Source organism: Paenibacillus sp. NRS-1781, from assembly GCF_050467745.1.
In the GTDB taxonomy this organism is placed as follows: Bacteria; Bacillota; Bacilli; order Paenibacillales; family Paenibacillaceae; genus Paenibacillus; species Paenibacillus terrae_A.
On sequence record NZ_JBITPI010000067.1, the window covers coordinates 11,726 to 30,692 of the forward strand.

At 47.5% G+C, this 18,967-nt stretch carries 17 protein-coding genes, 1 rRNA gene and 1 other RNA gene; 18 read left to right on the forward strand and 1 reads right to left on the reverse strand.

The window, feature by feature from the left end; all coding sequences use genetic code 11:
- Positions 1-3: 3 nt before the first annotated feature.
- Together ACIFO6_RS22310 and ACIFO6_RS22315 are read left to right on the forward strand one after the other, a co-directional pair.
- A complete protein-coding gene (locus ACIFO6_RS22310) occupies positions 4-1,674 on the forward strand; it encodes an ABC transporter permease (protein WP_430044014.1) in 1,671 nt (556 codons plus the stop codon).
- Positions 1,671-3,035, forward strand: a complete 1,365-nt coding sequence (locus ACIFO6_RS22315; protein ID WP_430044016.1) for an MBL fold metallo-hydrolase — start codon at positions 1,671-1,673, stop codon at positions 3,033-3,035. Before ACIFO6_RS22310 ends, ACIFO6_RS22315 begins: the two co-directional genes overlap by 4 nt.
- 24 nt (positions 3,036-3,059) lie before the next feature.
- Here ACIFO6_RS22315 and ACIFO6_RS22320 read toward each other — a convergent pair whose 3' ends face one another.
- Positions 3,060-4,220 (reverse strand): S8 family peptidase, encoded by a 1,161-nt coding sequence (locus ACIFO6_RS22320; RefSeq protein WP_430044018.1) that lies wholly within the window; start codon positions 4,218-4,220, stop codon positions 3,060-3,062.
- Between the two features lie 405 nt (positions 4,221-4,625).
- On the opposite strand from ACIFO6_RS22320, the gene rpoE reads away from it, so the two are divergent.
- From rpoE to ACIFO6_RS22400, 16 genes are all read left to right on the forward strand, one after another.
- Positions 4,626-5,174, forward strand: a complete 549-nt coding sequence (gene rpoE / locus ACIFO6_RS22325) for a DNA-directed RNA polymerase subunit delta (protein WP_430044020.1) — start codon at positions 4,626-4,628, stop codon at positions 5,172-5,174.
- Between the two features lie 399 nt (positions 5,175-5,573).
- Entirely contained in the window at positions 5,574-7,175 is a 1,602-nt protein-coding gene (locus tag ACIFO6_RS22330) for a CTP synthase (RefSeq protein ID WP_014279132.1), read from the forward strand.
- 213 nt (positions 7,176-7,388) lie between these two features.
- Complete coding sequence (locus ACIFO6_RS22335; RefSeq protein ID WP_430044022.1) at positions 7,389-7,775, forward strand: response regulator; 387 nt, start codon at positions 7,389-7,391, stop codon at positions 7,773-7,775.
- A gap of 228 nt (positions 7,776-8,003) precedes the next feature.
- Positions 8,004-8,858 carry a class II fructose-1,6-bisphosphate aldolase gene (fba, locus tag ACIFO6_RS22340; RefSeq protein ID WP_430044024.1) on the forward strand — a complete coding sequence of 285 codons (855 nt, stop codon included), beginning with the start codon at positions 8,004-8,006 and terminating at the stop codon, positions 8,856-8,858.
- 208 nt (positions 8,859-9,066) lie between these two features.
- Positions 9,067-10,320: a UDP-N-acetylglucosamine 1-carboxyvinyltransferase gene (locus tag ACIFO6_RS22345; protein WP_044646877.1), complete on the forward strand. Its 1,254-nt coding sequence runs from the start codon at positions 9,067-9,069 to the stop codon at positions 10,318-10,320.
- Positions 10,321-10,577: 257 nt separating this feature from the next.
- A complete protein-coding gene (rho, locus tag ACIFO6_RS22350; RefSeq protein ID WP_430044026.1) occupies positions 10,578-11,912 on the forward strand; it encodes a transcription termination factor Rho in 1,335 nt (444 codons plus the stop codon).
- Positions 11,913-12,062: 150 nt separating this feature from the next.
- Complete coding sequence (locus ACIFO6_RS22355; RefSeq protein WP_430044028.1) at positions 12,063-13,334, forward strand: radical SAM protein; 1,272 nt, start codon at positions 12,063-12,065, stop codon at positions 13,332-13,334.
- Positions 13,335-13,491: 157 nt separating this feature from the next.
- The gene (gene rpmE, locus ACIFO6_RS22360) at positions 13,492-13,689 is read left to right on the forward strand and encodes a 50S ribosomal protein L31 (RefSeq protein WP_044646880.1); all 198 of its coding nucleotides are present in this window, start codon (positions 13,492-13,494) and stop codon (positions 13,687-13,689) included.
- Positions 13,690-13,796: 107 nt separating this feature from the next.
- Positions 13,797-14,063, forward strand: an RNA gene (gene ffs / locus ACIFO6_RS22365) — signal recognition particle sRNA large type.
- 119 nt (positions 14,064-14,182) lie between these two features.
- Positions 14,183-14,593, forward strand: a complete 411-nt coding sequence (locus tag ACIFO6_RS22370) for a GNAT family N-acetyltransferase (RefSeq protein WP_430044029.1) — start codon at positions 14,183-14,185, stop codon at positions 14,591-14,593.
- Positions 14,594-14,758: 165 nt separating this feature from the next.
- Complete coding sequence (gene dnaX, locus ACIFO6_RS22375; RefSeq protein WP_430044031.1) at positions 14,759-16,510, forward strand: DNA polymerase III subunit gamma/tau; 1,752 nt, start codon at positions 14,759-14,761, stop codon at positions 16,508-16,510.
- A 45-nt stretch (positions 16,511-16,555) separates the two neighbouring features.
- Positions 16,556-16,867, forward strand: coding sequence for a YbaB/EbfC family nucleoid-associated protein (locus ACIFO6_RS22380; RefSeq protein WP_013308226.1), 312 nt, complete (start codon positions 16,556-16,558; stop codon positions 16,865-16,867).
- Between the two features lie 26 nt (positions 16,868-16,893).
- Entirely contained in the window at positions 16,894-17,493 is a 600-nt protein-coding gene (recR, locus tag ACIFO6_RS22385; protein ID WP_044646883.1) for a recombination mediator RecR, read from the forward strand.
- A 212-nt stretch (positions 17,494-17,705) separates the two neighbouring features.
- Positions 17,706-18,017 (forward strand): DUF2508 family protein, encoded by a 312-nt coding sequence (locus ACIFO6_RS22390; protein WP_430044034.1) that lies wholly within the window; start codon positions 17,706-17,708, stop codon positions 18,015-18,017.
- Positions 18,014-18,289: a pro-sigmaK processing inhibitor BofA family protein gene (locus ACIFO6_RS22395; protein ID WP_430044037.1), complete on the forward strand. Its 276-nt coding sequence runs from the start codon at positions 18,014-18,016 to the stop codon at positions 18,287-18,289. Before ACIFO6_RS22390 ends, ACIFO6_RS22395 begins: the two co-directional genes overlap by 4 nt.
- A gap of 464 nt (positions 18,290-18,753) precedes the next feature.
- A 16S ribosomal RNA gene (locus ACIFO6_RS22400) occupies positions 18,754-18,967 on the forward strand; the annotation flags it as partial.

Sequence of the window (18,967 nt, forward strand, 5' to 3'; positions counted from 1 at the left end):
CGGATGGGGGTCTTATCCGTCAAACAGATCAGAGCGTGGTGTCTGACGCTCGCTCTGATCGCGCTTGCTTTACTGATCGTGCTGCCGTTACTACAAATTTTCATCCAAAGTGTGTATGTAGATGGACGATTACAATGGTCTGCGCCTTTCCAGACGTTGGCTGCATCCCGATTTGCGGGTGTACTGTTCGGCTCGATCTGGCTGGGCATTTGTGTTATTGCCGGAACGACGGTGCTTGCACTTCCGCTCGCGTGGGTCATGTCCAACACGCGTCTCGCTAGCTGGCGCTGGCTGGACGTGGTGCTATTGATTCCGTTTATGACCCCGCCCTATATCGGGTCCATGGGCTGGATTTTGTTTATGCAAAAGAATGGGTATCTGGAGCAGTTGTTTCCGAGCCTGCATTTTTTGACCCCGTTCTTTTTCAGCTTTGGCTGCATGGTGATGATCATGAGTCTGCATCTTTTTCCGTTCCTGTACCTGCTGCTTCGCGGTGCGCTGGTCAGGATTGGCGGCAGTCTGGAAGAGGCCGGAGCCGTTATGGGCGGAGGATTTCTGTACAGGTTCCGCCGGATCATTTTACCACTGCTGCTATCGGCTTACGGAATGGGCGCACTGCTTATTTTCGTCAAAACGATTGCCGAGTTTGGAACCCCCGCCACCTTTGGACGACGTATCGGGTATGAGGTCATGACATCGGAAATTCACAAATACATTTCCAGTTGGCCGATTGATTTTGGCAAGGCCACGTCAATGGCCTCGGTGCTTTTAACCGCCTGTCTACTCGTGTGGTATGTACAATCGGTAATCAACCGTAAGTACACATACAGGCTGATAGGTGGTAAAGGCTCTCGTCCTTCCCGTCTTCGTGTATCCGGCTGGACTACGGGACTGAGTATCGCATTCATTCTATTGTTGCTAATGGTGTCCATTGGTATCCCTTATTTTTCAATTATCGCCGCTTCCACCATGAAGCTGCGAGGGATCGGCTTGGCTTGGGATAACTTTACGCTCGATTATTACAAGGAACTACTGTCTTGGGGCTCAGAGAGCATGGAGGCGCTGCTGAACAGCGTATTTCTCTCTTTGGGTGCATCGACGATTGCCGCCCTGCTGGGCACATGGTTTGCGCTCGTTATTGGCGGCTCACGTACGAAGCTCCAGCGGACAGTGGATGCATTCAGCTTGCTTCCGAACACGGTTCCGGGGATTGTTATGGTAGTCGGCCTTATTTTATGGTGGAACTCGCCGTGGATGCCGATTCCGTTGTATAACACGTACGGTATGGTCATTCTGACGTATGTTATCTTGTTTGTTCCCTATACAGTCCAGTATGTCAAAAGCGCTTTTACGCAGGTAGATACTGCTCTTTTTCAGGCAGGACAGGTGTTTGGCGGCGCCCCGTCTTATGTATTCCGACGGATTGTGCTGCCGCTGATTTTACCGGGGATGCTGGCAGGCTGGATGATGACCTTTACCATTGCTTCGCGCGAACTGGTCGGCTCGTTGCTGATTTTGCCGCCATCCGTCCAGACGTCTGCAACCTACATATTTGCCCAGTTCGAACAGGGGCAGGTGTCGCTTGGTATGGCAATGGCGGTCATATCGGTCGGTTTGACCACGCTGCTGCTGATCTTAATGGAAAGCTTAAACTCGCAAAGAAAGTGGAAATGATGATGACCAAGCTTCGAATTTGGGGCGGAGCGGGCGAACATGGCCGCTCCTGCTATGTTTTGGAAGGAAAGCAGCATCGCATCATGCTGGATTGTGGTGTGAAAAAGGAAGGAACCGGGCAGTATCCGGTTTTTCCGCCGCAGGAGGCGGAGAGGCTGACTGCTGTATTGCTGTCTCATGCACATGAAGATCATTCAATGGCGCTTCCCTTACTGTACAAAAATGGATACCGGGGAGAGGTCTGGACGACAAAGGCCACTGCGGAACAGTTAGGTTCCTATTTTCGCTCCTGGCATACTTATGTAGAATCAAGAGGCGGCAAATTGCCATACGACGAACGAGATATCGAATCTATTGCTTACCGTTATCTGGAGGATGAAGCGCCGTTAGGGGTGTGGCAGGAGGCTTCTTCAGATGTACGGATCATGTGGGGACGCAGTGGGCATTTGGCTGGCGCAGTGTGGTACGTGGTAGAAATGGAAGGGAAGCGGTTATTCTTTTCGGGAGACTACAGCCGCGAATCCGAGCTGCTCGCTGCCGACGTACCGGAACCTAATCTAGCCGATATTTCCATTATGGATAATGCCTATGGCATGGATATAGACCCGCAGCCTGTGAAGCTGGAGCGGCTGCGGGCCGGTATGGAACAGATATTGTCTTCTGGTGGTCATGTGCTGCTTCCAGTACCCGCTTTTGGCCGGGGACAGGATTTGATCGTGTGGGCCAGCGAGCAGTTCCCTGAACAAGCCATGATTGTAGAGCCGGATATATGGCAGGGATTACAGCGTTTGAGCCGTTTGAAAGAATGGCTGCTCCCAAAAGCACCTGTGCGGATAGAACAAGTGCTGCACAGTGACAGGATCTTTGTACCTCGTGATGCTGAGGAGCGAGTACGGCTGCTGGAACAGAATGCTGCGGCTGTGATCGTAACCGGGGATGGCATGATGGATTCGCCACGGGCGCGGTGGTATTATCAGTATTTATCAGATCATCCGCCGAGTGCGGGGGGTGGCGAAGCTAGTGGAAAAAGTAATCTTAACGGTGTTATTTTGACGGGACATGCTTCAAGCGGTTCTTTTGGTAAACATCTGCTGAATTGTACGAACCATAAAACACGTCCGAAAACAGACCAGAATGACTGTTGTATCGTTAGGTATTTGATTTACAAGGTGCATCAGGGGGTATCGGATGTGAGGCAAATGTTGAAGGAGTTGCCTAGTAAACAGGTTGTGCTCGTTCATGCGCCCAAGCCGCAGACCGATCTTGTGCGTGACGAGCTGATAAGAGAAGGCTGGACCGAACAAGTAAGCTCTGTAAAAGCCATTCACTCTTTGGGGCCCGGCGCAACGTTAAACGTTTAGAGGTAATTCATTTTACTTCATCCATTATTTCGTTCCCTCCTGCATCAGTCGGAAGGCATCGACTTCTCCAAGTTTCGTGGATATAGAGTTGCGCCCGGTGCTTTTACGAAGGCGCAGCGGTGTAGCGGTACGCTTGAGCAGTGCTTTGATTTCTCCAGGCTCCATTTCCGGTCTCAGTGAAAGGAGCAGGGCAATACTTCCAGTCACATGGGAAGTAGCCATAGACGTGCCGCTCATTTCATGATGCTTGCCGTGTATCCATGAGGAAATGATCTTTTCACCCGGCGCGTACACGTCTACAAATTGTCCCCGGTTACTGAAAGGCGCGATGCGTCTATATTTATCAGTAGCTCCGACCGAAATGGTCTGGGAATAACGGGCGGGGTAGTCAATACTCCGACGCTTACCCTCGTTTCCTGAGGAAGCTACGATCACGATACCGTTTTGGTACGCCTTGTTTACCATATCAAGCAGTGCTTTACTGCGTGATTTCATGCCGAAGCTCATATTGATGATATCGACACGATTCAAAACACACCAGTCAATGCCAAGAATAATATCCGAGACGTAGGCGGCCCCGTTATGGTCAAACGCTTTTACAGGATGAATCAGCGCCTGTGGTGCTACACCAACCATACCTTCGTCATAGTTGGATGCCGCGATGGTACCGGCAATATGAGTGCCGTGACCGTTATCGTCATAGGGCAGCATGGTCCGATTAAGCAGATTGATGCCTCTGGCAAGAGAATGCCGCAGATCAGGATGTTGAAAATCCGCTCCTGTGTCGATCACACCAATCCTGATTCGGTTTCCTGTAGAAGAGGGCCAAGCCTTGTAGGCGCGTACCTGTTTGACCCCCCACGGCATGGGCAGGTTTTTCTCCGTCCTCGGCATGTGGGCCGCTCCTCCATGTACCCTCATGCGCGTATCTTCTTCAACGGTAACCCCGTTGTGATATTTGCCCAGCCTGTCTCTCCCTGGAAGCGGGGCGATTAGAGCGCGAATCAGACGCGCCGGTTGTACTTGCCGTAATCCCGAAAGCTCGGGCTTCAGCTTCCTGATATAGGACAAGCATTCCCGGTATTGGTGAGGCTTATCGAACGTAATGATATGTTTGTGCTGTCCACCGCCGGACGGCTCCAAAATGCCCTCGTGCAAACGCTGCAAAAAACCCGGATAGTCCATTTGAGACAGTCCCCCTCCGATGAGCCATGCTGAGGTATTGTATGAGCAAGCGTCAGCAGCGGCATGGGAAACCTGCCCCTTTTTTATTGAAATAGGCCTGCTTGTCGTGTCAAAGTGATCGTGGACACATACGATACATGGAGGGCATAAGCTCTTGTGCAACAACTTTGGGGACTTCCTCCGGAGCGGGTACAGTCGAAAGACGGGGGGGACCCCGTCTTTTTAACGTACTCCGCCTTGTTCCAGGCATACTACTGCAAATTGTACGGATACCCATGTTTAACTTGCAATTTGCTTCCAAATAGGTTTTACTTAGTTTTGATAATGGATATGTTAGTATTGCATGTATCGTGTATGCTCTGAAACATGTTCTTGTGAATTACGTGTGAGAGGAAGTGTCCCTAGGTGAGTACCCCACTCAACTTGAAGATTGACCCGGAGAAAATCCACGAGACTCCAATGGTGGATTTGGCATTTATGGTATTGAAAGCGGCCAACACTCCATATTATTACCGTGACCTGATGAATGAAGTCGCCAAATTGCGCGGCATGTCCGACGAAGACATTAATGACGTTATCGCTCAGCTATATACTGAAATCAACATTGACGGGCGTTTCGCCTGTGTCGGTACGAATCTGTGGGGCTTGAAACGTTGGTATCCAGTGGATAAATCCGAAGATACTCTGACAGGCGCCAAACGTCCTCGTATCATTAATGACGAAGACGATGACGACGAAGAGGACTATCATGAGGAAGAAGAAACTTACAGCGCCGATGACGACTTCGATGCAGACAGTGAAGACGAGGATGGCGAAGAAGAGCTGTTCGACGGCGAAGATGATGATAGTGATGAAGAAGTAGTTATAGACGATGAAGACCTCAGTGATGAGGAAGGCACTGAAGATGAAAATGACGACGAGTCGACGGAAGAAGACGATGATTCGCTTCGTTAAGATCAGGCTGCAAGGGGAGATGTGTTCTCCCCTTTTTCATGACCATTTTCTTGAAACTCCTTCTGTTTGAAGCTTTTTAGTGGATTCCCTCCAATCTTGTTCAATGGGCAAATTAACACAGATAACTTCCTTGACAGAGGATTGGACACGGGGTAAACTATTGCTTGGGCTTATGATTGATTGACTTATATGTTTGCTTTTTGTATAAAAGTGCCCCGTACTACGGGAGTGCTTTTTTGTTTTTTATAGGGTGTTTCCACTCATGAAAGAGGGCTAAGGGCGGCGGGCATGGAAAATGATTCCGCTGCCTTCTTCATGGATGATAATCCGTGTAATCGGGTTACGATAACATCATAATGTCGCCTGAATTTTGGACTTTATTTAGGAGGGTTTTAAACAGTGACAAAGTATATTTTTGTGACAGGCGGGGTTGTGTCTTCCTTGGGCAAAGGGATTACGGCAGCTTCACTGGGAAGGCTTCTGAAGAACAGGGGACTGAAGGTAACGATTCAAAAATTTGACCCTTACCTCAATGTTGATCCGGGGACCATGAGCCCTTACCAGCACGGTGAAGTGTTTGTAACGGATGACGGTGCGGAAACGGATCTCGACTTGGGACACTATGAGCGCTTTATTGATATTAATCTGTCCAAGAACAGCAATGTCACGACAGGCAAGGTATACTCCAGCGTAATCAGTAAAGAGCGTCGCGGGGAGTATTTGGGCGGTACGGTGCAGGTTATTCCTCATATTACGAACGAAATCAAGGAGCGCGTATATCGTGCAGGCCGTGAAGCGGGCTCGGACGTAATTATCACAGAAATCGGCGGTACCGTGGGCGATATCGAGAGCTTGCCATTTTTGGAAGCGATCCGTCAGCTCAAAAGTGAGGTTGGGCGCGAGAATGTAATGTACATTCACGTAACCCTCATTCCTTATATTAAGGCTGCTGGTGAGGTTAAAACCAAACCAACTCAGCACAGTGTAAAAGAACTACGCAGCATCGGCATTCAACCGAATGTCATTGTTTGCCGTACAGAGCATGAACTTTCCTCCGATATGAAGGCCAAAATCGCGCTGTTCTGCGATATTGATGCTAACGCAGTAGTAGAATGCCGCGATGCGTCGACTTTGTACGAGGTTCCATTGAACCTGCGTGAAGAAGGCTTGGACGAGATCGTAGTCAATCACCTCAAGCTGACAACACCTGCACCGGATATGACGGAGTGGGAAGGGCTTGTTGAACGGATCAGAAAGCTGGATAAAACGGTTGAAATCGCCATTGTTGGTAAATACGTTGCACTGCATGATGCTTATTTAAGTGTGGTCGAATCCCTTTCGCACGCCGGATTTGACGCCAATGCGGATGTGAAAATCCGTTGGGTGAACGCAGAAGAAGTAACGGACGAGAACGTGGCAGACATGCTGGGCGGCATTGGTGGTATTCTCGTACCAGGCGGTTTCGGCGATCGCGGAATTGAAGGTAAAATCAGCACCATCCGTTATGCTCGCGAACAGAAAATCCCGTTCTTTGGTATTTGCCTTGGTATGCAGGTATCTGTCATTGAGATTGCCCGTTCCCTGGCTGGTCTGGATGGAGCCAACAGCTCGGAGATCAATCCAGCTACGGATTATCCAGTCATCGACTTGCTGCCTGATCAAAAAGACATCGAAGATATGGGTGGCACCATGCGTCTCGGATTGTATCCATGCAAGCTGACGGAAGGCTCGCTGGCTTCGGCTTGCTACAACGATGAGCTGGTATATGAAAGACACCGTCATCGGTATGAATTCAATAACGAATATCGTGAAGTTATTGAAAAGGCAGGTCTTCGCATTTCCGGTACTTCACCGGACGGACGTTTGGTGGAAATTGTGGAGCTGCCTGAGCATCCTTGGTTCCTGGCGGTACAATTCCATCCGGAATTCACTTCCCGTCCGAACCGTCCACAGCCGTTGTTCCGTGAATTTGTTAAGGCGGCATTACAGCTTCAAGGCTAATGCTGCGGCCTGTAAGACCTCCTCAGGGAGGTCTTTTTTTATTCCACGCTTCCTGATTATGAAAGAATATTCCACAATTATGTATATGAGAAGGATTTTCTTTTTGCATGAGCGAATATACTTTAGGGTATGGGACGGATATTGTACGTCATCGGACGCTGTTATGGCAATAGCTGCATGATCCTCGTTTTAAGATCTTAGGAGGTTAAAACATTGGAAAAGAAAAAAGTGTTAATCGTCGATGACCAGAATGGAATACGAATTTTGCTGATGGAAGTGTTCGGAAGTGAGGGTTACGAGACCTTTCAGGCAGCAAACGGAAAAATTGCACTTGAAATTGTTGAAAAGGAACCGCCTGATCTGGTTCTGCTCGATATGAAAATTCCGGGTATGGACGGACTTGAAATCTTGAAGCATCTAAAGACCATGAATCCCGATATCAAGGTTATTATGATGACAGCTTATGGAGAACTGGACATGATTAAAGAGGCGACGGAGCTGGGAGCACTCATGCACTTTACCAAGCCCTTTGATATTGATGAAATGCGAATCGCCGTAAACAAGCAACTCAGGAGTGACGAAACGAGTCACTTTGGTTGAAAACTCTGTTAACACAACAGGGTTTTTTGTTTGTGTTTATGGGAAATACTGAAAGTAAATCCTCTCCTTATACAATTCTATGAAAAAACGGCGTCATGAGCGTGATTTTCGTATGTTTTGATGTGCAAAAGCTTGTTTAGTATTTAACATGGGTTGTGGTATAATAAGCCCGTATGTGATGTCGGCTAAAATATAGACAAACCCAAACACCTTAGGAGGACTGTAACCATGCCATTGGTATCTATGACAGACATGTTGAACAAAGCACTTGAAGGAAAATACGCGGTAGGTCAGTACAACATTAACAACCTGGAGTGGACTCAAGCTATTCTGGGCGCTGCTGAAGAAGAGAAATCCCCGGTAATCCTGGGCGTATCTGAAGGTGCAGCACGCCACATGGGCGGTTTCTACACTGTTGTTAAAATGGTAGAAGGTCTTATTCATGATATGAAAATTACGGTTCCGGTTGCGATCCATTTGGATCACGGTTCCAGCTTTGAAAAATGTAAAGAAGCTATGGATGCTGGTTTTACATCTGTTATGATCGATGATTCCCACAGCCCGATCGACACGAACATTGCAACAACGAAAAAAGTTGTTGAATATGCACATTCCAAAGGCGTTTCTGTTGAAGCTGAAGTTGGAATGGTTGGCGGTCAAGAGGATGATGTTGTAGGTGACGTAATGTACGCGAAGCTTGACGACTGTCTGCGTATCGTTAACGAAACAGGTATCGACACATTGGCTCCTGCACTGGGTTCCGTTCACGGACCTTACAAAGGCGAGCCAAACCTCGGATTCAAAGAAATGGAAGAGATCTGCGCTGCAATCAAACTTCCACTCGTTCTGCATGGTGGTACGGGTATCCCAACGCATGATATCAAAAAAGCAATCTCGCTGGGAACTTCCAAAATCAATGTAAACACAGAGAACCAAATCGTGTTCGCGAAAGTGGTTCGTGAAGTGCTTGCTGAGAAACCGGATGCTTATGACCCACGTACATTTATCGCTCCAGGTCGTGAAGCGATTAAACAAACCGTTATCGGTAAAATCCGTGAGTTCGGTTCCAACAACCAAGCGTAAGAATAAGTTGATGTACCGTGCGTCTGCATGGTTCAATGTATCTCTTGATTGTAATAGTAGTTCTGCACAGAAGATTTGAATCTGTTCAGTTGAATAGTTTGACTTGGAAAGCACACCGCTTAGCCGGTGTCTTTCCATTTTAACCACCAAAAAGTTGAAAGTTTATTATTTGACCGACTGCAAAACAAGTAGGGGGACCCTCTAGCTTATGGAAAAATTGATGATCACCGGTGGACGGCCGCTTCAAGGTACAGTTTCCATCAGCGGTGCCAAAAACAGTGCCATCGCCTTGATTCCCGCCGCCATTCTGGCAGAGTCGGAAGTCATTTTGGACAATTTGCCGCTGTTGAGTGATGTGGCGGTGTATTCCGAAATACTGGAGGAACTTGGTGCAACCGTTGCCTGGGAAGGCAGCCAGATGAGAATAGATCCATCCTCCATTAAATCCATTCCCATGCCGAATGGACCTGTTAAGAAATTGCGAGCATCCTATTATATGATGGGAGCCATGCTAGGCCGCTTCAAGGAAGCGATCATCGGCTTGCCAGGAGGGTGTAATTTTGAACCTCGGCCCATTGATCAGCATATCAAAGGTTTTGAAGCACTGGGTGCTACGGTTACGAACGAGCACGGTGCTATTCATTTGCATGCCAAAGAGCTGCGCGGTACCAAGATTTATTTGGATGTCAGCAGTGTAGGAGCTACGATTAACATTATGCTGGCGGCCGCACGTGCCAAAGGCGCCACAATTATCGAAAATGCGGCTAAAGAGCCTGAGATTATAGATGTAGCAACCTTGTTAAACTCCATGGGAGCCATTATTAAGGGGGCCGGAACGGAAACGATCCGGATTGAAGGTGTGTCCGAGCTGCATGGCTGCCGTCACTCCATCATACCTGACCGCATACAAGCGGGCACATATATGATTGCTGCTGCGGCTACTCGTGGTAATGTTTTGATTGACAACGTAATTCCCAAGCATATGGAGGCCCTGACTGCAAAAATGCAGGAAATGGGTATTGGTATAGAGGAATATGACGAAAGTATTCGTGTTCTGGGTTCATCTTCATATGAGCACGTTGATGTTAAAGCCTTAGTTTACCCCGGATTCGCCACGGACTTGCAATCTCCTATGACCAGTTTGCTTACTCAGGCGCAAGGGGTTAGTGTACTGAGCGATTTTGTTTATAGCAATCGTTTTAAACATGTCCCTGAACTTGTACGAATGGGGGCTAAAATCCGCGTGGAAGGTCGTTCGGCTATTATTGAGGGTGGCAAGCTGAATGCGGCTAAAGTCAAAGCGGCCGATCTGCGTGCTGGTGCAGCGCTTGTCATTGCTGGACTTACAGTAAGTGAAGGTGTAACCGAGGTGTCAGGTGTCGAATACATCGACCGTGGTTATGACCATCTCGTCTCCAATCTGCGTCTTTTGGGCGCGGACGTATGGCGGCAGACAGAATAACAAACTTCGTACATTTTGGGACTCCCGGAACGGATGAACAATAAAATGGATAGGCTCTATGCAGCCGCTGCATGATACAAGATATAGGTTCATACCTAACAATCTTTTATCGGAAAACCGGAATAATTCGGTATAATCCAAGCAGATGGCTGCATAACTTTATTTGTTTTGGTTAAAATTATGTTGATGGCGTTTATGATATCATTGTCTATCATTTAGTTTTGAATGGACTTAATAATTGAATAGGTGGTTATTATATGGATCTGCAAATTTCCGATCTGGAAGAAATGAAGCTGACCGATCTGTACAAGCTGGCCAAGCAATACCAGATCCCGTACTACGGAACGCTCAAGAAAAAAGAATTAATTTTTGCTATCCTGCGTGCACAAGCCGAGAAGAGCGGATTGATGTTTATGCAGGGGGTTCTGGAAATACTTCCTGAAGGTTACGGCTTTCTGAGGCCGATCAATTACCTCCCGAGTACCGAAGATATTTACATCTCTGCTTCACAAATCCGCAAGTTTGACTTGAGAACAGGCGATCTAGTATCCGGTAAATGCCGGACTCCGAAAGAGAATGAACGATATTTTGGATTGCTTCAAGTTAACGCCGTCAATGGAAGAAGTCCTGAGCAAGCTGCTGAGCGGCTACACTTTCCTGCACTGACTCCACTGTATCCGCAAACTAAATTAGTCCTTGAAACTACCCCCAATAATTTGTCTACGAGAATAATGGATATATTGGCCCCTGTCGGACTTGGACAGCGTGGACTCATTGTGGCACCTCCCAAAGCTGGTAAAACACTTCTCCTCAAAGAAATTGCCAATAGCATTTCTACTAACAATCCCGAGATTGAGCTGTTTGTCTTGCTGATTGATGAGCGTCCGGAAGAAGTGACTGACATGCAGCGTTCTGTTAAAGGTGAAGTTATTGCTTCCACTTTTGATGAACTGCCTGAGAACCATATCAAGGTAGTAGAATTGGTTCTAGAGCGTGCCCTTCGCCTTGTAGAGCATAAAAAAGACGTGGTTATCCTGCTGGATAGCATTACTCGTCTTGCACGTGCCTACAACTTGGTCATTCCAGCATCCGGACGTACGCTTAGTGGGGGTATTGATCCAGGGGCTTTCCACCGTCCGAAACGCTTTTTTGGTGCGGCGCGGAATGTGGAAGAGGGCGGAAGTCTTACCATTTTGGCCACAGCGCTCATTGATACAGGATCGCGGATGGACGACATTATCTATGAAGAGTTTAAAAGTACAGGCAATATGGAGCTTCATTTGGACCGCAAGCTTGCGGAACGCCGCATATTCCCAGCTATTGATATTCGTCGCTCCGGTACCCGGCGTGAGGAAATGTTGTTAGGCAAGGAAGAATTGGATACCATTTGGGCCATTCGTAAAAATATGACGGAAAGTCACGATTTTGTGGAAGGCTTCCTAAAGAAATTGCGGAACAGCAGTAATAACGCAGAGTTTTTGGCCTCGTTTGATACAACGGCACCGTCCGGCGGGTCACAAAGCACTTCAAGCACTCCGCAACGGAGAACCACGCGTTCCACCGCAGCATCGGTTCCAGCTTCAACCAACTAAAGCCAGCAGTATAGCTACCCTGAATAACAATGATCAGTTTATGGATAATCGTCATTTCCATGATAGGTATTTATCTGTTCCTCAAGCACGCAGCCGTCACGGTTCGATTGGTTTAAGGCGTGCGCTTGACGGAACGAAAGGAGCTCCACAATGTATTTGGTGTATGCCGACGAAAAAGGCAATGTATATGATCATGCTTCTTTGTATGGGCTTGCCCGCAGTGCGGACATGGTTGTTGAAATCATGGAAGATGAGCTTATTCCGCTACCGGAAGGTGCTACGCTGGTAAGTCTGCCCAACACACGCCCGGTCGGTATGAACCCTAATTCCGGGGAAATGGTTTCCTTGCCGGGCGATATGCAGGCAGTAGGGGCTTTGTTACCTCAAGGCTTTACACGCTTGTGCCTGCCAGGGTATGTGAAGACCGATAAGGAGTATAAGCTCCCCTTGTTCGGCTATTCGGCCGTGGTCTGGAAGGATGGAGCTTTTTATGTAACGGCAGAGCGGAGCGATAATCCGTCCAAATGGAATCCGGAAAACTGTGACCGCCACGAGGTAAAGCAGGGCGTGCAGCGGATGACAGAGCAGTACCCGGAAAATCGGCTGTACCAACATTTGTCCAACTGTGCATTAGGCTATGAGTGTCTTACTTCCTCGAACACGTTCCTGAATCGCTGGGAGGGTGGAGTTCCGGTGTCTTATTCTTGTAATGCCGGATGCTTTGGTTGCATATCGGAACAGCCGGATGACAGTGGTTTTGTATCCCCTCAGACGAGAATGAACTTCCGCCCTCGTGTCGATGAGATTGTGGAAGTCATGTTGGAGCATTTGAAAACACCGGAGTCCATTATTAGCTTTGGTCAAGGGTGTGAAGGTGAGCCTTCTACTCAGGCCAAATTGATTATAGATTCGATCAAAGAGGTCCGTTCCGTTACAGATATGGGATACATCAATATTAATACGAATGCAGGCTTGAACGATCATATCAGTGGAATCGTAGATGCTGGACTTGATCTGATGCGGGTCAGCACGATTAGCGCGCTGGACGACCATTACAATGCGTATTACAAGCCGCGTGGTTACACGTTAGCCAATGTGGAAAAATCACTTCGTTATGCTTCCGAGCAGGGAGTATATACGTCGATTAACTATTTGATTTTTCCGGGCGTGACAGACCGCGAGGAAGAAATCGAAGCGATGATTGAGTTTGCCAAACGCACAAAGCTCAAGCTTATTCAGATGCGCAACCTGAATATTGATCCTGAAAGCTATCTGGAGCTGATTCCACCTGCCCAAGGTGAGATTCTTGGCATGAAGCAAATGCTTGAGATTTACCGGGAGGAACTGCCCGATGTCGTTATCGGGTCTTACACCCACGTACCGCCTCAAGGGCTGGCGCGTCCCAAATTTGCCAAGGCCTAAAACGGTCAATAGCGGGTTGGATTGCACCTGTTTTACGCCATTTTTGGATACACAAAAGAGTTGTTGAAACGCTCATATCCAGGTGCTATAATGTGAACATGTGTTCATACAACTCTGGGCTGATAGGACGTTCAGGGCGGAAAGAGGTGAAAGTTCAATGCAACAAGCTATTCAACCGAAATTTAACGTAACTAATGTCACTTGTGCTTGCGGAAATACGTTCGAAACCGGTTCTGTGAAAGGTTCTCTGCGCGTGGAGATTTGCTCCGCTTGCCACCCATTCTTCACAGGAAAGCAGAAATTCCTTGATGTTGGCGGCCGTGTGGATCGTTTCAAGAAGAAATACGGTATCTAATCGACTACCGCAGGTTATAAAGTTATTAGAGTCTTCTGCTATTGCAGAGGGCTCTTTTTGTTGAGGATGTTTGCTTTTTGTGCGGCCTTGAGATATACTTATTTTCACCGTGCTAGATGGGGAGGTAGCGGTGCCCTGTAACTCGCAATCCGCTATAGCGAGGTTGAATTCCTGTTAGAGGTGTTGTTGATGTGAGGCTGGTCCCTGCCCACAATGTTGACGGTTGGGTCCTCCGCAATGAGTACTTGTGAACCTGGTCAGGTCCGGAAGGAAGCAGCCATAAGCGAGATCACTCTTGTGCCGGAGGGTGGCCTAGCCCGAGTTGTTGTTCAGGCTTGCCGCTCGGATCACAACGATCAATAACGGGTGCACGGTTTATATTTAGGAATTAGAACATCTTGGCAGTCATTGCGAAGATGTTTTTTTGTGCTTAGCGATGTTTAATTACATTCATGTTTTTCTGTTATTAATGTGGCATAAAGGGGGAATAAAGATGAGAATTGTTTTTGCCACTGATTCAGACTATGGATACATACGAGACCGTGACCATCATATTTCAGAGAGCTTAATACAGGTAAAAATAAAGGGAAATGAAATATACATACTGCGGAACCAAGATGAAAGTAATATCGGATGGATGAGGTATGGATACTTTTGGGACAACACACCTTTCCTAAATATGATTTGGGTCGATGAACAATATCGAGACAAGGGTGTAGGTAAGCAAGTTGTTCTCTTTTGGGAAGATCAAATGAAACAAAAGGGCTTCAAATTGGTTATGACATCTACTCTGGCAAATGAAGAGGCTCAGCACTTCTATAGAAAATTAGGATATAGGGATGCAGGGTGTTTATTACTCGAAAATGAGCCGTTGGAAATAATTCTGACCAAAAAATTATCTTAATTCATTTATTATCCACTTAAAAAGGATTAGTTTAACCGCTTTTCATAAGGCGGTTTTCTTTTGCTCTTAGATTGAAAGGTGTCCGGTTTAGATTCGGACGGGAGTATAGTATAATGAAGTGAACATAATGTTTATGAAAGTGAATGGGAAAGAGGGTAACGCGCATTGGAACATATAGCGTTGTACCGTGCTTGGCGGCCTCAGTCGTTCAAGGACATGGTAGGACAACAGCATATTATCCAGACATTGCAGAATGCCATCCGCGAAAATCGCACGTCCCATGCCTACCTGTTCAGCGGTCCGCGAGGAACGGGTAAGACGAGTGCGGCCAAAATTTTGGCCAAGGCAATTAACTGTGAGCATGGACCGGCGCCGGAGCCTTGCAACGAATGCGAAGCCTGTAAACGGATCACGGCCGGAGCGGTCATGGATGTACAGGAGATTGACGCAGCCTCCAACCGGGGCGTTGAAGAGATTCGTGATTTGCGCGATAAAGTCAAATATGCGCCGACGGAAGTACGGCACAAGGTTTATATCATCGATGAAGTGCACATGCTGACGACGGAAGCGTTCAATGCGTTGCTTAAGACGCTGGAAGAACCGCCGCCACACGTGATGTTCATATTGGCTACGACAGAACCGCACCGGATTCCGGCGACGATCATTTCGCGTTGTCAGCGTTTTGACTTTCGGCGGGTATCGCTAGAGGAGCAGACGGAGCGGCTTGATCTCATATGTCGACAGGAGAACATAGAGGCTGATTCGGACGCATTACAGTACATTGCACGTCTGTCAGATGGTGGAATGCGGGATGCACTTAGCGTTCTGGATCAAATATCTTCGTTTACAGACGGTCGGGTTACTTATCAGCAGGTGTTGGATATGACGGGAGGTATTGCGTCTGAACAATTCGCCAAGCTTGCCTTGGCATTGCTGAAAGAAGATGTCGGCACAGTACTGCAAATGATTGAGAACTTTATGCAAGAAGGTAAAAGCGCAGATAAATGTATGGAAAATCTGCTGTACTATTTCAGAGATCTGCTTATGATTAAGATGGTACCGCAGGCAACTAAAATGACAGAGCGCGTGCTGGAGCCAGAGCAGTTCAAGGAAGTGGCAGAAGCTTTTACCAAGGAGCAGCTTTTTAGCATGATCGACACGCTTAATCGCTATCAGAGCGAGATGAAGTATGCCGTTCAGCCGCAAACCTTGTTTGAGGTGGCACTATTGAAGCTGTGCAGCATTCCTGGGGCAGCTGGAGCCGCTGCTCAGCCAACCATACAGCATTCCGGTGCTGCTGCCAATCAGGAGGATGTAGCCTTTTTGAAGCGCCAGCTTGCTGAGCTGGAGAAGAAGCTGGAACGCGCACTGCAAGGCGGATTGGCTGCCGGGGCAGGGCAGGATGCATCATCTGGGAACCGTCAGGCTCCCGGGGGACGCGCTCCCGCTCCGCGGATTTCTGCGCCAGTCAAGCTTCCTTCGCAGCTAGATCGCTATATCGCCGAGAAGTCGGGAGAGGCATTTGCGGCAGCGGGGCGTAAGTGGAGCCAAATTTTGCAGGGAGTCAAGGAAGCGAAAGTCACAGTTCATGCATGGTTTATGGACGGCGAGCCAGTGTCTGTATTAGAGGATAGCGTACTCGTGGCGTTTAAGAACAACATTCACCGTGAAACTACTGAAAAGCCTGCCAACAAGCAGGTCATAGAAAAGGTTCTGCACGAACAGTTGGGTCATCCCTATCGTCTGGTGACAATGATGCAAAAGGATTGGAATGCTGCGATTGAAGGAGTTCCCGACCAGCCTGCCGAAGAATTCCAACTGGAGCAGGAGCATGACGCGCCGGGAAAGTCCAAGGAACCCTGGATTGATGAAGCTATTGAACTTTTCGGTGAAGATCTGGTAGTTATAAAGGATTAAAATCAAAGTGTCTGGATGTATACTTCATTAAAGGAGATGATTGAAATGAACAATATGAACCAAATGATGAAGCAAGTGAAAAAAATGCAGGAGCAAATGCTGAAAGCCCAGGAGGAGCTTGGCGGAAAAGTAATTGAAGGTACTTCCGGCGGTGGTGTTGTGACTGTAGAGGTAAACGGACATAAAAAAGTGCTTTCCATCACAATCAAACCGGAGGCTGTAGATCCTGATGATGTGGAAATGCTGCAAGACCTCGTGTTGACTGCTGTCAACGATGCTTTGTCCAAAGCAGATGAACTGGCTAATGATGATATGGGTAAATTTACAGGCGGGATGAAAATTCCGGGCCTGTTCTAGACTGCGCATAAAGGAGAAGCACACTATTGTATTATCCGGAGCCGATTGCAAAGCTGATTGATGCATTTACGCGCCTGCCGGGGGTGGGGCCTAAGACGGCCGCCCGGTTGGCTTTTCACGTTCTGAAAATGAAGGAAGACGATGTGATTGATTTTGCCAAAGCACTGGTCAATGTGAAACGCAATCTTCACTTCTGTTCCGTCTGTGGCAATATTACGGACACGGACCCTTGTCGGATCTGTCAGGATAAGACGAGGGATGCTTCCGTCATTTGTGTTGTTCAGGATTCCAAGGATCTGGTAGCTATGGAGCGTACCAAGGAGTTTAACGGCTTTTATCATGTGCTTCACGGGGCGATCTCTCCTATGGAGGGGATTGGTCCAGAAGATATCAAGCTCAAGGAATTATTGAACAGGCTTAGTGATGAACGCATCAAAGAGCTGATTTTGGCTACGAATCCGAACATTGAAGGAGAAGCGACGGCCATGTACATTTCCAGGCTGGTGCGTCCTTTTGGAATCAAGGTTACTCGTATTGCTCACGGATTGCCGGTAGGCGGGGATTTGGAGTATGCCGATGAGGTTACGCTGTCCAAAGCGCTGGAAGGTCGCAGAGAGCTGAACTAATAAGTACAACTATACGTTATAGATATTTTTAGTGCCGATAAATCTTATGGATTTTCTCGACACATTAGGGAGCCGTTATGGCTCCTTTTTTATTTTGTGATGATATGACTGGTTAGATGGTTCCTGTTCTAAGTTTGTCCTCTGTTAAATAAGTATGAATAAGGTAGTCTTACAGACTGTCACATAATTCAGCTTGTGAGGAGGATGAATGGATGTGGGAACGGGTGAAGCAAAATTTTCGTCGACAGGAACACGGCAAATCGGAAGCAGAGAATCGTCAGGAGCTATTTGCCCAGATTCGGGCTTCGCATGCGGAGTGGCTAAGAGCGCATCGGTTATTTCATGAAGCTACAGGCGAGGACGCAATCGACTATGCCATTTTTGTTCTGGAAGCTGCGGAGCGTAAATATCAGATACATTTAAAATGTGCCAAACAGCAAGGGCTACATCGTTTCCACCTGCCCGCAGATGAACCAGGGTATGCCAATGACGCAGATCGTGTTCATAAACGGAGAGCCGAATGAGAGGCGCTGTTTGGCTTGTTCTGATTGCTTGCGTTGTGGTGCTGTCATATCTAATCCTCAAAAAACGTCTGGGTATCGGCTGGCTTACTGTGTTTGGGGCACATATGACTCTGGCGGCAATTGCGCTGTATGTTATTAATTATTCGGGGTGGGTCACGCAGGTGTATATCCCTATTAATCCGGTGACGATGGGGTCCGTAACGGTTTTGGGATTGCCTGGAATTGCACTTTTACTGGGATTGAAAATGATATTGTTTGGACAGGCTATGTGAGTGTATATAGAGTTTAATCAAGGAACAAGGATTGTTTAATATGCGGAGCTTTCTGGCAAGGGCAAGTGAAAAAATGCTTTTGTTTTAAAATATAGTTGACGGGGTATTCGATTATATGATACATTAGTTCTCGGCCCTTAAAGCCCGGGAATTTTTTTTGAGAATAACGCTGAAATGAAATTGAAAAATAATTTTAAAAAAGTGTTGACTTAAATCCCAAATGTATGTTATATTAATCAAGTCGCCGCTGAGATGCGGTGGTGAAACAAAGTAAGAGAATATGATGGTTTGATCTTTGAAAACTGAACAACGAGTGAGTACGGATTTTGCTTGCAAAATCCAAAGCTGAGATTTTGGTACATGCCGTCAGGCTGTATAAAATGGAAGCAAACAAAGAGATATTTTATCTCGTCAGTTTCAAAATGAGCATATCGCTCTTTCTATAAACCAGCTTCGGTTGGTCTTTAATGGAGAGTTTGATCCTGGCTCAGGACGAACGCTGGCGGCGTGCCTAATACATGCAAGTCGAGCGGGGTTGTTTGAGAAGCTTGCTTTTCAAACAACCTAGCGGCGGACGGGTGAGTAACACGTAGGCAACCTGCCCATGAGACTGGGATAACTACCGGAAACGGTAGCTAATACCGGATATATCCTTTCCCTGCATGGGGAGAGGAGGAA

Bases quoted from the DNA above. Each gene is read 5' to 3' on its own strand.
- ACIFO6_RS22310 (WP_430044014.1), top strand. From the start codon at position 4: ATGGGGGTCTTATCCGTCAAACAGATCAGAGCGTGGTGTCTGACGCTC.
- ACIFO6_RS22315 (WP_430044016.1), top strand. From the start codon at position 1,671: ATGATGATGACCAAGCTTCGAATTTGGGGCGGAGCGGGCGAACATGGC.
- ACIFO6_RS22320 (WP_430044018.1), bottom strand. From the start codon at position 4,220: ATGGACTATCCGGGTTTTTTGCAGCGTTTGCACGAGGGCATTTTGGAG.
- fba (WP_430044024.1), top strand. From the start codon at position 8,004: ATGCCATTGGTATCTATGACAGACATGTTGAACAAAGCACTTGAAGGA.
- ACIFO6_RS22345 (WP_044646877.1), top strand. From the start codon at position 9,067: ATGGAAAAATTGATGATCACCGGTGGACGGCCGCTTCAAGGTACAGTT.
- rho (WP_430044026.1), top strand. From the start codon at position 10,578: ATGGATCTGCAAATTTCCGATCTGGAAGAAATGAAGCTGACCGATCTG.
- ACIFO6_RS22355 (WP_430044028.1), top strand. From the start codon at position 12,063: ATGTATTTGGTGTATGCCGACGAAAAAGGCAATGTATATGATCATGCT.
- rpmE (WP_044646880.1), top strand. From the start codon at position 13,492: ATGCAACAAGCTATTCAACCGAAATTTAACGTAACTAATGTCACTTGT.
- ACIFO6_RS22370 (WP_430044029.1), top strand. From the start codon at position 14,183: ATGAGAATTGTTTTTGCCACTGATTCAGACTATGGATACATACGAGAC.
- ACIFO6_RS22380 (WP_013308226.1), top strand. From the start codon at position 16,556: ATGAACAATATGAACCAAATGATGAAGCAAGTGAAAAAAATGCAGGAG.
- ACIFO6_RS22390 (WP_430044034.1), top strand. From the start codon at position 17,706: ATGTGGGAACGGGTGAAGCAAAATTTTCGTCGACAGGAACACGGCAAA.
- ACIFO6_RS22395 (WP_430044037.1), top strand. From the start codon at position 18,014: ATGAGAGGCGCTGTTTGGCTTGTTCTGATTGCTTGCGTTGTGGTGCTG.